This is a genomic window from Pseudoalteromonas translucida KMM 520, assembly GCF_001465295.1.
Lineage (GTDB): Bacteria > Pseudomonadota > Gammaproteobacteria > Enterobacterales > Alteromonadaceae > Pseudoalteromonas > Pseudoalteromonas translucida.
In genome coordinates, this window is sequence record NZ_CP011035.1 from 513,534 (window position 1) to 527,183 (window position 13,650).

General features: G+C 40.3%; 9 protein-coding genes. 8 read left to right on the plus strand and 1 reads right to left on the minus strand.

All coding sequences use genetic code 11. From position 1 onward, the window contains the following. Window positions 1-188: 188 nt before the first annotated feature. From dnaK to PTRA_RS17770, 4 genes are all read left to right on the plus strand, one after another. On the plus strand, window positions 189-2,105 hold the full coding sequence (gene dnaK / locus PTRA_RS17755; RefSeq protein WP_058374972.1) for a molecular chaperone DnaK: 1,917 nt from the start codon (window positions 189-191) through the stop codon (window positions 2,103-2,105). A 189-nt stretch (window positions 2,106-2,294) separates the two neighbouring features. After that, window positions 2,295-3,437, plus strand: coding sequence for a molecular chaperone DnaJ (dnaJ, locus tag PTRA_RS17760; protein ID WP_058374973.1), 1,143 nt, complete (start codon window positions 2,295-2,297; stop codon window positions 3,435-3,437). Between the two features lie 76 nt (window positions 3,438-3,513). Then, a complete protein-coding gene (gene ybaK / locus PTRA_RS17765) occupies window positions 3,514-3,975 on the plus strand; it encodes a Cys-tRNA(Pro) deacylase (RefSeq protein WP_058374974.1) in 462 nt (153 codons plus the stop codon). Between the two features lie 56 nt (window positions 3,976-4,031). After that, window positions 4,032-4,283 carry a hypothetical protein gene (locus PTRA_RS17770; RefSeq protein WP_058374975.1) on the plus strand — a complete coding sequence of 84 codons (252 nt, stop codon included), beginning with the start codon at window positions 4,032-4,034 and terminating at the stop codon, window positions 4,281-4,283. An 82-nt stretch (window positions 4,284-4,365) separates the two neighbouring features. Here PTRA_RS17770 and PTRA_RS17775 read toward each other — a convergent pair whose 3' ends face one another. Then, complete coding sequence (locus PTRA_RS17775) at window positions 4,366-7,227, minus strand: TonB-dependent receptor domain-containing protein (protein WP_058374976.1); 2,862 nt, start codon at window positions 7,225-7,227, stop codon at window positions 4,366-4,368. A gap of 292 nt (window positions 7,228-7,519) precedes the next feature. Between PTRA_RS17775 and PTRA_RS17780 the strand changes: the two genes are divergently transcribed. The 4 genes from PTRA_RS17780 (at window position 7,520) to PTRA_RS17795 (ending at window position 13,471) form a co-directional block, all read left to right on the plus strand. Next, entirely contained in the window at window positions 7,520-9,760 is a 2,241-nt protein-coding gene (locus PTRA_RS17780; RefSeq protein WP_058374977.1) for a S9 family peptidase, read from the plus strand. 210 nt (window positions 9,761-9,970) lie between these two features. Next, window positions 9,971-10,234 carry a CBU_0592 family membrane protein gene (locus tag PTRA_RS17785; RefSeq protein WP_058374978.1) on the plus strand — a complete coding sequence of 88 codons (264 nt, stop codon included), beginning with the start codon at window positions 9,971-9,973 and terminating at the stop codon, window positions 10,232-10,234. A 149-nt stretch (window positions 10,235-10,383) separates the two neighbouring features. Then, on the plus strand, window positions 10,384-12,114 hold the full coding sequence (locus PTRA_RS17790; protein ID WP_058374979.1) for a sensor histidine kinase: 1,731 nt from the start codon (window positions 10,384-10,386) through the stop codon (window positions 12,112-12,114). Next, window positions 12,107-13,471, plus strand: coding sequence for a sigma-54-dependent transcriptional regulator (locus PTRA_RS17795; protein ID WP_058374980.1), 1,365 nt, complete (start codon window positions 12,107-12,109; stop codon window positions 13,469-13,471). The genes PTRA_RS17790 and PTRA_RS17795 overlap by 8 nt, the downstream gene beginning before the upstream one ends. Window positions 13,472-13,650 lie beyond the last annotated feature (179 nt).

Genomic DNA, 13,650 nt, shown 5'->3' on the forward strand with positions numbered 1-13,650 from the left:
AATTAAAGTTCAATACAAACGGCGTAAAAACCAGCGTTGCTAGCAAATATTGCACTTTATTTAGCTTATTTTGTAAAAAAATCAAAAAAAATGATATTTTTTTCATTTTTACAGTTGAATTAAGTTTGCAGCATCCCTATTAACTAGTCATCGAACGTATTAACGAATATTGAAGTTGGAGAAATTTCATGGGTAGAATTATTGGAATAGACTTAGGTACTACAAACTCTTGTGTTGCAGTACTTGATGGTGGCAAAGCACGTGTTATTGAAAACGCGGAAGGCGATCGCACAACCCCGTCTGTTATTGCTTATACGCAAGACGGTGAAACTTTAGTTGGTCAGCCAGCTAAACGTCAAGCGGTTACTAACCCAACAAACACAGTATTTGCTATTAAGCGTTTAATTGGTCGTCGTTTTGAAGACGAAGAAGTACAACGCGATATCGGCATCATGCCATTTAAAATTGTTAAAGCCGATAACGGTGATGCATGGGTTGAAGCGGGCGGCGAAAAACGCGCTGCACCACAAATCTCTGCTGAAATCCTGAAAAAAATGAAGAAAACGGCTGAAGACTTCTTAGGTGAAGCAGTAACTGAAGCTGTTATCACAGTACCGGCATACTTTAACGATTCACAGCGTCAAGCTACAAAAGATGCGGGTCGTATTGCAGGCCTTGAAGTTAAACGTATCATCAACGAGCCAACTGCTGCAGCACTTGCTTACGGTATGGACAAAAACCGTGGTGAAAACATTGTTGCAGTATACGACTTAGGTGGCGGTACTTTCGATTTATCAATTATTGAAATTGATGAAGTTGAAGGCGAGCACACGTTTGAAGTACTTGCTACAAATGGTGACACGCACTTAGGTGGTGAAGATTTCGATAACCGCGTAATCAACTACCTAGTAGCTGAATTTAAGAAAGACCAAGGTCTAGACTTAAAAACTGACCCACTTGCAATGCAACGTGTTAAAGAAGCAGCTGAAAAAGCGAAGATTGAACTATCTTCTGCACAGTCTACAGAAGTAAACCTTCCGTATGTAACTGCAGATGCAACAGGTCCTAAGCACATGAACGTGAAACTAACACGTGCTAAGCTTGAGTCACTTGTTGAAGACTTAGTAACTAAGTCAATTGAACCATTAAAACGTGCACTTGCTGATGCTGATTTATCAGTAAGCGACATCAACGACATTATTCTTGTTGGTGGCCAAACACGTATGCCTTTAGTACAAAAAACAGTTGCTGAGTTCTTTGGTAAAGAGCCACGTAAAGATGTTAACCCTGATGAAGCTGTTGCAGTAGGCGCGGCAATTCAAGGTGGTGTACTAGCCGGTGACGTTAAAGATGTACTATTACTAGACGTTTCTCCATTATCTCTAGGTATTGAGACAATGGGCTCGGTAATGACAGCACTAATTGAGAAAAACACCACGATTCCTACTAAGAAATCGCAAACTTTCTCAACAGCTGAAGATAACCAAGCTGCAGTAACAATTCATGTACTGCAAGGTGAGCGTAAGCGTTCAAGCGACAATAAATCTCTAGGTCAATTTAACCTAGAAGGTATTCGTCCAGCACAACGTGGTACACCACAAATCGAAGTAACATTCGATGTGGATGCCGATGGTATCTTACATGTGTCTGCTAAAGATAAAGATACAGGTAAAGAGCAAAAAATTACGATTCAAGCATCTTCAGGCTTAAGCGATGAAGAAGTTGAACAAATGATTCGTGATGCTGAAGCGCATGCCGAAGATGACAAAAAATTCGAAGAGCTAGTAGCGACTCGTAACCAAGCAGATGCAATGGTTCACGGCACACGCAAGCAAATTGAAGAAGCTGGCGATGCACTTCCAAGTGAAGACAAAGAAGCGATTGAAGCGGCTGTAGTTGACCTTGAAACTGCTATTAAGAGTGACAAGAAAGACGAAATTGAAGCTAAAACTCAAGCGCTTGCTGAAAAATCTCAAAAGCTTATGGAAATTGCACAAGCTAAAGCTCAACAAGGTTCAGCTGACGCAGGCGAGCAACAACAATCTGCTAAGCAAGATGACGACGTAGTTGATGCAGAGTTTGAAGAAGTTAAAGACGACAAGTAATTGTTGCTTACGCTTCTAGCTAACACAAAGCACTGTAACTTAGTTAAGTGTTTACGTTAGAATGAACGATTGAGGCGCGCAGGCAATAGCTTGACGCGCCTTTTGCATGAGAATTAGGTGGTAAATCGATACGATTTATCGGTTTATCAAGCAGCCTAGCTGCAAATAGAAAAGAGTAGTGTGGTAGATATGTCAAAACGCGATTATTACGAAGTCCTCGGCGTAAGCAAAGATGCGAGTGAGCGAGACATTAAAAAAGCGTATAAACGCTTAGCGATGAAATATCATCCAGATCGTACTTCAGGCGACAAAGAGCTTGAAACAAAGTTTAAAGAAGTAAAAGAAGCTTACGAGATATTAACTGACGCGCAAAAACGTCAAACTTACGACCAATACGGCCATGCAGCTTTTGAGCAAGGTGGTGGCGGTGGTGGTCATGGTGGTTTTGGCGGCGGTCATGGCGACTTTGGCGATGTTTTTGGTGATGTTTTTGGTGATATTTTTGGTGGCGGCGGTGGCCGACGTCAATCTCGTCAGCAACGTGGATCTGATTTGCGTTATAACATGGACTTAAGCTTAGAAGAAGCGGTTCGTGGTAAAGAAGTCGAAATTAAAATACCAACTTGGGTAGGCTGTGATCCATGTGATGGCAGCGGTGCTAAGGCCGGCTCTAAGCCTAAAACATGTACTACGTGTCATGGTGCTGGGCAAGTACAAATGCGCCAAGGTTTTTTTGCTGTTCAGCAAACGTGTCCTACGTGTCAGGGCCAAGGTCAGATTATATCTAACCCTTGTGACAGTTGTCATGGACAAGGCCGCGTAGAAAAAACGAAAACCTTATCGGTTAAAATTCCTGCGGGTGTTGATACCGGCGATCGTATTCGTTTAACGGGCGAAGGCGAGGCGGGACTGCATGGTGCGCCTTCTGGCGACTTGTACGTGCAAGTATCTGTTCGTGAACATCGTATTTTTGTACGTGACGCAAATAACTTACATTGTGAAGTTCCTATTAGCTTTACTACAGCGGGTCTTGGTGGCGAAATTGAAGTGCCAACACTTGATGGACGCGCTAAGCTGAAAATTCCTTCTGAAACACAAACGGGCAAAATGTTCCGTATGCGTGGCAAAGGCGTTAAATCTGTTCGCAGTGGTGCAATAGGCGACTTAATTTGTAAAGTGGTTATTGAAACACCAATAAACCTGAACGAGCGTCAGCGTGAATTATTAGAAGAATTAGAAGAAAGCATGGGCAAAGATAGCTCAAAAAACCGTCCTAAAGAGCAAGGCTTTTTTGACGGTGTTAAAAAGTTTTTTGATGATTTAACTAAATAATTAAATGTGTTTTATAATATTAAACGGCGCTTTTATAGCGTCGTTTTTTTTGCTCAAAATAATAGCGTAGCAACATATGACACCAGCAATAGAGTTACTGAAAAAACAAAAAATTGGCTTTGAATTATTAAGCTATGAGCACGATCCAAACACCACTAACTTTGGCCTTGAAGCAGCCCAAAAGCTCAACCTTAATAGAGAACAGGTGTTTAAAACCATAGTGCTTGAAAACCAAGATGGACAGCTCATAGTCGCCATTACACCTGTTTCTCAGCAAGTTAATTTAAAGCAGCTTGCCTCATTGTGTGGTGCTAAAAAGGTAGCCATGGCTGCGGCAAAAAAAGTTCAAGCAAGCACAGGTTATGTATTAGGAGGCGTGAGCCCACTGGGACAAAAAAAACGTCTTGCCACTTTTTTGCATAGTAGCGCTGCACAATTTGCATGTATTTATGTAAGTGCGGGTAAACGTGGCTTAGACATTGCGATTAACCCACATGAGTTAGCCAAATTAACAGCAGCGGTGCTGGGGGAATTTTAATAGGCATTGATTTTATAACGCCTAGTTAATTAAATTACTGCAAAAATGGAGGACAAATGGCAAAGCCAAATAAAAAAGGGCCAACCAAAACGGTCGATATATTTTGCTCAAGCTGCAGGGCACCTTTATTTAAGTATCGTAAAGGGGGAAAAGGTGCGTTAGTTAAATGTTTTATTGAGCGCATTAGCCAAGACTATACTAAGCAGCCTTGTATTTGCCCAAGATGCGAACGTCCATTTGCGCGGCCCGCGATTATTAAAGGCACTGCTGCATATAAAATGATTGGTGGAAAAGTCACTTTTAAATAATAACATTGGTCACACACCTTTAAATTAGCACCCAGCTGTTAATGAGGTGGGTGCTAAAATAACAAACGGCTATTAATTATGTTTAGAAGTGGTAACTAAAGCCTGCATAGTAGCCTCGACCTAACAATGAGTAGTTGAGACGGCCCCAGTTTGTAAATGGGTTATCTAACCAGGTTTCGTTGGTAACATTATTAACCCCAAAATACACATTAGCCTCATCGGTAACGTTATAACCAAGCCATACGTTATGTACAATTGAGTCTTCTATTTCTTGGTTTTCATAACGGTCGGGATTTAGATCATTGTAGCGCGGCCCGCCTTGAGTGAACTTAGTAGTCCAACGCACTGTTAAGTCATATAACGAATAGGTGGCCCTAATATCGGCTTTCCATTTCGGTGAACCTAATGCACCAACTGAATCTGATTTAAGTGGTTTTCCCTCAACAAAGTCATACTCGGTATATGATTTTTCTAATTGGTGGGTAAGTCCCATTGCCATAGATAGCGTACCAGCTAGATCAAATGATTTTGCCATATCAATAGCGTAGTCGGCTTCTATATCAACACCACGACGTCGAGAGTTATCGGCATTTAAGAAAGTGTCTCGAACCGATAACACGTCACCATTACTATCACGCTCAATTTGGTTACAATATTCATTATTAACCGACGCTAGGTCGACACAGTTACTTAATACACTGCTAGCACCAAAGCTTACAATAAGATCAGATAAATCAATATCATAATAATCAATAGAGAGCCTTAAATTATCAATGAAGCGCGGTTGAAAAACAAACCCCGCCGTCATTGTAGTTGCCGTTTCTTCACTTAAATCTGTATTGCCAGAACTGATCACTTTACCGCGCTTACCTTTTAAGTTGGAGTCCCAATCAGCAGTTATACCTAAGGTTTGGCAATTAACTTTTCTGCGTCCATCTGCGGGTCCACCATCGATTTGGTCTGCATCACAGGGATCTGTTAAGTCGCTATAACCAATAGAAACACCTGCAAACATTTCACCGAGTTGCGGTGCTCTAACAGCACGAGAGTATGTGGTTCTAAAGCGAAGATCGTCATTTATAGCCCAATTCACGCCGAGCTTGGAACTTGAGAAGCTTGCCGACTCAGTTGAGTATTTCGCGTAGCGTAGTGCACCTTCAAGTTCGACACTTTTTGCAAATGGTGCGTCGCTGATCAAAGGGATTAAAAATTCACCATAGACTTCTTTTATATTGCGACTAACATCATCAATACCGGTCATTTGTGAAGATAATTTACCCGAAGACCATAGTTTTGATGGACGATAATCTAAGCTTTCATAACGTATTTCAACACCGGCACTGAGCTGCACATTACCGGCAGGTAATTCAAATGCTTCACCTGAAAGGTTCGCTGCAAAACCATGGCCCTTAACATCAGTATGTGTTTCGTGGCTTGCCATAATGTAATCAAGTACTGCAGGCGAGGCCGCTTCAAAGGGACTAAAAGTTGGACAGTTACCTTGCTGTTGGCATGGTCCGATCAGCGTAAAGTTACTGCTGTTAAAGCGATCGTTACGTAACGCATTATTACTTTGTAGCTTGGCTTTAGTAAAACCGGTTGTTACATACATATCCCATAACCAGTTTTCATTTAGTTCGCCTTCCAAAGTTAAACTGGTTGAAAAATATTCACGCTCATTTTGATGACCACGCCCGCCCGCTTCGTCAAACGTGTATGGTAACAGTAGCCAATTATCTCCGTAAGCATCAAGGGTATCTTTAACTGAGTCCGGCACGGTGATACCATCGGCAGTTAACGTCTCTACTGTGGTCCAAGTATCCCAGACAAAAGGGGGATCAATTTCATCTTGTGACTTTGTTTTTGAGTACATCACATCAACGGACATTGTAACCTCATCAAACATATAGCCTATGCGCGTATAGGCATTGATGCGATCATAAGGGTTTCTTGCCATGCCCCACTCAAGAGGATCAAAACCACTGCCATCGGTTGCCAGCCAACCATCTTGAACATTACTGCTTGGCGTTCTTAAGCTAGCAATACCATTATCTAATTGAAACCAATCTGCGCCACCATTTGCTGTATTCCAAACACCAAATACATTTTTATCAGCACCAAAAGAAGGAAAGGTTAGATCGCTGGCAATGATTTGATCGGCAATACCGTCATTAGGTCCGGTGTTGTTTGGGTTGGGGATATAGCGTTTGGTATTTGCTGAGCCGGGGCGATCTTTATAATACAATGCGGCTTGATCAAAATAATCGACAGACATTGAAAAGTTACCGCGCTCGTCGTTAAAATTTAAACCGTGCGTGATAGTGATTGAGCGGCTACTTGCTCCACCGTCTTCTGTTCCTCCAAATTGACTGCGAATAGATGTACCTTCAAAATCTTTTTTCAAGATAAAGTTAACAACCCCTGCAACTGCATCTGAGCCATAAACAGCCGAACCACCACCGGTTAAGACTTCAACGCGCTCTACCAATTCAGATGGAATAATCCCAATATCAGTGAGCATTATATTACTATCGTTAGTAATGGATATAGGGCGCTTACCATTAACTAAGTTGAGTGTGCGCGTAGCGCCCAAGTCGCGAAGATCAGGGGCATTTATTCCTGAATTACCAAACGAGTAGTTACCATCGGTAGCATCAAACCCTTTACCAAATTGTGGCATGGTGGAGAGCACGTCATTCATATTAAGCGAGCCAGTCATTTTTATCGACTCTGCGCTAATTATGGTCGTTGGACTTGGTGCATCAAAGGTTGAGCGAGTTAAGCGCGAGCCTGTCACTTCTATTTTTTCTAATTCTTTATTAAGCTTCTTATTAGTCTCAGTGTCGGCTGCATAACTTGATGCTGCTGACAAAGCCGTTAAAACGGCAAGCGACACTATGGTTTTGCGCGCTATAGCCTGATTAGTATAACTACGAGTAGCCATTGTTTCTCCTAGATAGTATTTGGTTTTTTTTATCATTATGTAAATATTCACCACGCAAAAATTGAACGATATATACAATAGCTCGCAGTAAATATATAATATACAATATTCCATATCCAATATGTAAACAAGTGGTTAATTTTGTTATGTAATTTTTAGCCATTACTTTTTGGCTTATTATTGATAGTTAAATTGCTGATAAATAAGGGTAGTTAAATTTCGATTGTGGCTGTTAAATAAACAAAAAATTTACACGACTTTTGCAGTCGATACTGTTTTAAACGAGGGAAGTATGAATAAATTACTAATATTGTTGTTTAATTTATTAGTTGTAGGGTGTCAATCAATACCACCTAGCAGTACTAATACGTCAGCTGATTTTCAGCGAGCTAAGTTGTTTACTGCGGCGAGCTTGACCACAAAAGTGCATAATTTATCGCTTAAACCACAGTGGATAAATAATACTGGTGAGCAATTTTGGTTTGAGCGTTACTCTGTTACTGCCGGGCAAGAGTTTGTACTTGTTAATCAGCATCGCAAGCAGCCTTTATTCGACAAACATATGTTACAGCAGGCAATAGCGAATGATTTGAACATAGACTGGCATGTTAAGCCATTACAGCAACTTGCATTTGATGGCACAAAATTAACTTTTAGCTTGCAACAGCAGACTTACACCTGCCAATTAGGGGCAATAGCGTATCAATGCCGTTTAACTGTGAGTCCTACAGCGAATAAAACGAGTTATTTATCTCCTAATAAACAGCATTATGTAAAGCTAGAAAACTTTAATATTTATCTTTGCAGTAGCAACAGTAATCACTGTAAACAAATCACTAAGGATGGCTCACAAAGTGCACCTTATGCGGTTAAACATCCTTATCCAGAAGACTTACTACATGATCAGCATTTTGCAGCGCAAAAACAGATGCAAGTCTATTGGTCTAGCGATAGTAAGTATTTAATAACGTATAAGTTATTTAGAGAAGGGGTTAATAAACTGACGCTCACTGACAGCGCAGCAGATAACGACTTTAGTGTTAATACCGTGAGTTACTATTACCCACAAGCCGGTGATGAAATATTACCTATGGCACAATTATTTTTAGTGGATGTGGTTGCGCAGCAAGGGGAGTTATTAGACGCACCTAAACTAATGCAAACCTACTATGGGGGCGCTATCTGGGGAAAGTGGCATAACAATGCATTTTATTATCATGATCGTCGCCGTGGTAACCGTCAATATCACTTAATGCAAGTGCTCCCGAAAGAGAAAATAGTAAGAGCGTTAATAACAGAAGTAGATGAAGAGTTCATTGATCCTTGGGTACAAACGTTCGAAAATTTACAGCAAACAAATAGGCTTATATGGAGTTCACAACGCAGTGGTTATCAACATTTATATTTATATGATACATCTTCAGGCAAGTTAATAAATCCGATAACTCAAGGAGATTTTACGGTTAGGAGCATAAAAGGAATTGATGAGGATAAAGGGCTTGTGTATTTTGAGGCTTCAGGTAAAGAGGCTAATGTCGACCCTTACTTTCGCCACCTTTATCGAGTTAACTTAGATGGCTCTGATCTAACCCTGTTAACCCCCGAACCACAGGAGCATCACAGTTATCTATCCCCAGATTTTAAGTATTTGGTAGATAATTATTCAGATCCACAAACGCCCACTCAGTCTTGGTTACGCGATGCTTATAGTGGCGAAAAAATAATATTATTGGATCAAGCCGATACGTCTCAATTAGTAGCGCTAGGTTGGCAGGCTCCAGAGCCATTTTCACTATTAGCGCCAGATAATAAAACACAGCTCTACGGTTTAATGTATAAACCAAGCAACTTTGATAAAAACAAGCGTTATCCAATTATTGATGATACATACACTGGACCTCACAACTTTTTTACGCCTAAGTCATTCGACACCTTTAGTAATCAACGGCCTGCTTTAGCTGAGCTGGGATTCATTGTGATAAAAATGGATGGCAGAGGTACAAATAAACGAGGTAAAGCATTTCATCGTTACAGTTATAAAAACTTGGCTGCGGGGACCGATGACCATGTATGGGCAATAAAACAGCTGGCTAAAAAGCACGCGTACTTTGATATAACACGGGTTGGTATTTTTGGGTTCAGTGCCGGTGGATACGATACTATGCAAGCCATGCTGCGTCATAATGAGTTTTTTAAAGCAGGAGTGAGTGCATCAGGAAATCATGATTTTCGCGTGGATAAAGCGGGTTGGAATGAAATTTGGATGGGCTGGCCGGTCACTGAGCACTGGCAACAACAATCAAATTATACCGACGTGTCGCGCCTTAAAGGCAAGCTACTGCTCGCTCATGGAGAATTAGATAGTAATGTGCACCCTTCGGCGACGCTTCGTTTGGCTGATAAGTTGATCAATGCTAATAAAGATTTTGAATTACTCATTATGCCAAAAATGGGTCATGTACTTGATAAAAGTCCATATTTTGTTGAAAAACGCTGGAAATTCTTTATTGAACATTTACAGTCCTCATATTAAATAACTAAGCGAGCTTGAGAAGTAACAGGGTAGCTATAACTAGGCTAGCCTGTTTAATTATTAGTATTGCAAGAGTGGCGGACATAAGGCCTTGTTTGCTGTAGGTAGGCTGATAAACTTAACCGGTTTTGCTGTTTCAATGATTGAAAAATACCCTCCCCACGGATCGGGCCAGTCAATTGGGTTTTTAAAATGGAAAAGGATAGACGTGTGATTGCACTTTTATTTGATATTGTAGGTATGACGGGTACTGCTTTAGTAGTGGGTTCATTTTTTTTGTTACAACTAAATAAAGTATCACCAGCGAGTTTACTTTATAACATGATGAACTTAACCGGCGCTATATTGTTGCTTATTAGTCTTTGTTATAACTTTAATTTGGCCAGTTTTGTAATTGAAATATTTTGGATTGCAGCCTCTTTAATTGGTTTATATAAATACGTTAAAAATAAACCAAAGCTAGCCAAAGCTTAATTGTACTTTTAAACCGTGAAATTGCCTTATTTCACGGTTTTTATGTTTTTAATACAATTGTTAACAAAAAGTTTATATCTCTCTTTGCATTATGCAGATAAACTACACCCCATTATTAATAGCTAACATTACCCGTTTTATAGGCGTTTATGTTCTTCATTCCTAAAAAAATTATTTTCGCATTTTTATTGCTACTCTTGTTGTTAACAGTCACTTTTTGGTTTGGTCGAATACATGACTTAGAGCAAGCAAAAAAACAAGCCGACCAACAAGTAAGCCAATTAAATAACTACATTGATAATGAGCTTGCTCGATTTGCTGCGATCCCGCAATTACTCACCAATAACAACTTACTCATTCGCTTTACTAATAATGAAGAAGAGCATTATAGCGCTATTAACAACTACTTAGCCGATATACAAAAAGCCAGTGGCGCATCTGATATTTATATACTTAATACCCAAGGTGAGGTTGTTGCTAGCAGCAATTGGCAGGCCGATTATACTTTTTTGGGTAGTAACTTTTCTTTTCGACCGTATTTTAAACAAGCATTTGCGGGTGAAAAAGTAGCTTATTTTGCCCTTGGCCAGCGTTCAAAAGAGCGTGGATTATATTTTTCGCAGGCTATTTATCATGAAGGTAAAGCAATTGGGGTTGTGGCGCTAAAAGTAAATGTTGCTAAGTTTGAAGACGACAGATCGCTACTTAATACGGCAGCAGGCAGCCATTTTTATTTACAATTAGCAGATAATGTCATTGCTATGTCGGATGAGCCTAGTTGGCGTTTAAACAGTTTTCAAGAGTTAGATATTGCAGCCAGGCGGGAAATAAATCAACGTCGTGCTTATTTAGATTACCAGCCGGGTCTTATTCCTTTACAACAATTTAATAGCCAAAATATTACACAATTTAAAATTGCTAAGCGCTTATATGTAGTAGCTTCTAAGCCATTAAAACACTTTAATGCCCAAATGAGCGTATTAGTAGATGTTTCTAACATAGCAGCGATGCAGTTTCCTCGGTTATTATGGTTGATGATTTTTTATTGTATATTTATTTTTGTTGTTTATAGCTTACTTGCACGCTTTGCCGGTTATAAAAAACTACTTTATTCTAGGCACAGTTTAGAGCAAAAAGTGATTGAGCGTACCCAAGCACTTGAAAAAGCTCAAACCGCTTTAGTACAGTCTGCAAAACTTGCCACCATAGGGCAATTAAGCGCTGGCATAAACCACGAAATTAACCAGCCTTTGTGTGCTATGAATGCTTATTTAGCCAGTGCAAAAATACTGCTCAATAAAGGTAAGTTAACAGCATTAAACGAAAACTTAGCCATTATAGAGGGCTTAGTGGAGCGGGTGCATAAAATTGTTGCGCAATTAAAGCACTTTAGTAAACCTTCAAAAATGCAACTAAGGCCGCACCCTTTGTCGGCATTATTAAATAACGCCTTAATGATCACCCATTCACAACTAAAACAAGATGATATTAGCGTTATTTCCCCGCAGTTTGAGCAAAATATTACCGTTTTGGTCGACTCACTTAAGTTTGAACAAGTATTAGTTAACGTTATTACTAATGCTTCGCAAGCAATGAGTAACTGCGCAACGCGGCAATTAAGTTTTGAAGTTGAATGCTTTGATGGACGCGTAAAACTATCGATATTAGATACAGGATCTGGCATAGAACACCATACTTTAGGTTCTATTTTTGAACCATTTTATAGTACTAAGTCGAGTACCGGTTTAGGCCTTGGCTTATCAATATCTAAGCAAATTATCGACTCGTTTGATGGTCGTTTAAGTGCGCATAATCGCCCAGAAGGGGGAGCGCAGTTTATTATTTGTCTTTGGAGTACTGCGGAGTCACAACATGATTGAGCCACTGCTTTGTAAACAGGTCATGGTTATTGATGACGAGGCGATGATCCGCGATTCGTTAAATCAATTACTTACTTTGGAAGGCTATCAAGTTCAATGTTTCAGTGATGGGGCAACCGCGCTTAGTCGCTTAAGCCGAGGCTATAGCGGCGTGGTACTTAGCGACATTAATATGCCAGCAATGGATGGGCTTACGTTACTTGAGCAAATAAAAGCGTTTGATAGTGAGTTACCGGTTATATTTTTAACCGGGTATGCCGATGTGTCGGTGGCGGTAAAAGCGATGCAGTTAGGCGCTTATGATTTATTTGAAAAACCACTTAACGAGCATTTAATAGATTGTATTGCTAGAGCGTGCGATAAACGCAGCCTAGTAATGGAAAACCGGGCTCTTAAACTCGCGGTAGAAAAAACCTCAGCGCCGGGCGTGCGTATTTTAGGTGATACGCCAAAAATGCAGCACATGATGAAGCTGCTTAATACCGTGATAGATACCCCCGCAGATATATTAATTGAAGGTGAAACCGGGACTGGCAAAGAGCTGGTTGCACGTTACTTACACGACCACAGTAACCGTTCAAGTTGTCAATTTGTGGCGATTAACTGTGGCGCTGTGCCAGAGCAACTCATAGAAAGTGAACTGTTTGGCGCTGTAAGCGGTGCATATACAGGGGCCACAAAAAATAGAAAGGGTAAATTTGAATTTGCCCAAGGTGGCACTGTTTTTTTAGATGAAATAGAAAGCACCCCGTTATCGTTACAAGTAAAGTTACTGCGTGTACTAGAGGAGCGAAAGGTAACGCCAGTTGGCGCTAATCATACCGTTAACTTAGATATTCGCATTGTTGCTGCTACAAAAGTTGATTTACTGGCATTGGTGAATGAAGGTGGGTTTAGAGCCGATTTATATTATCGCCTTAGTTTGGTTAAAGTAAGCATTCCCGCGCTGCGCGATCGAAAAGAAGATATTCCTTTATTATTTAAGCACTTTAGCTCAATTGCGGCAACGCGGTTTTATAAACCACTTGGGGCGTTAAATGTAGAGTTAGAGCAACGCTTATTAGCCTATGACTGGCCGGGTAATGTGCGCGAGCTAAGAAACCAAGCAGAACGGGCGGTATTGTTAGGGCCTGAATTAGCATTTGCGCAAAGTGATTCAGCTGATCAGCAAGTGTTATCACAAGATTTAAGTTTGGCCGAAAAGGTCAGTTATTATGAGCAATCTTTAATAGAAGAAGCATTAGAGCGTAACCATGGCAGTATAAAAAACACCATGGGCACGCTACAAATTGCGCGTAAAACCTTGTACGATAAAATGAGTAAATACGGTTTAAATCGCGATATGTTTACTGATTAGGACGTACGGTTGTCGTGTGCGGTAAAGGTGATGTTTTTAAATAAAAGTGTGCGGATATCCGCACACTTTTTTGCTTTAAAAACAGTGTTAATCATTTAACTTACTGAAATTTATGTTTATTTAGTAGTTGGCCATCATTTTGCTTTAATGGGTGTACAACAATAAGTAGATTCTAATTT

What these genes read in the sequence shown, in the direction of transcription:
- dnaK (WP_058374972.1), top strand. Translation starts at nt 189, where the DNA reads ATGGGTAGAATTATTGGAATAGACTTAGGTACTACAAACTCTTGTGTT.
- dnaJ (WP_058374973.1), top strand. Translation starts at nt 2,295, where the DNA reads ATGTCAAAACGCGATTATTACGAAGTCCTCGGCGTAAGCAAAGATGCG.
- ybaK (WP_058374974.1), top strand. Translation starts at nt 3,514, where the DNA reads ATGACACCAGCAATAGAGTTACTGAAAAAACAAAAAATTGGCTTTGAA.
- PTRA_RS17770 (WP_058374975.1), top strand. Translation starts at nt 4,032, where the DNA reads ATGGCAAAGCCAAATAAAAAAGGGCCAACCAAAACGGTCGATATATTT.
- PTRA_RS17775 (WP_058374976.1), bottom strand. Translation starts at nt 7,227, where the DNA reads ATGGCTACTCGTAGTTATACTAATCAGGCTATAGCGCGCAAAACCATA.
- PTRA_RS17780 (WP_058374977.1), top strand. Translation starts at nt 7,520, where the DNA reads ATGAATAAATTACTAATATTGTTGTTTAATTTATTAGTTGTAGGGTGT.
- PTRA_RS17790 (WP_058374979.1), top strand. Translation starts at nt 10,384, where the DNA reads ATGTTCTTCATTCCTAAAAAAATTATTTTCGCATTTTTATTGCTACTC.
- PTRA_RS17795 (WP_058374980.1), top strand. Translation starts at nt 12,107, where the DNA reads ATGATTGAGCCACTGCTTTGTAAACAGGTCATGGTTATTGATGACGAG.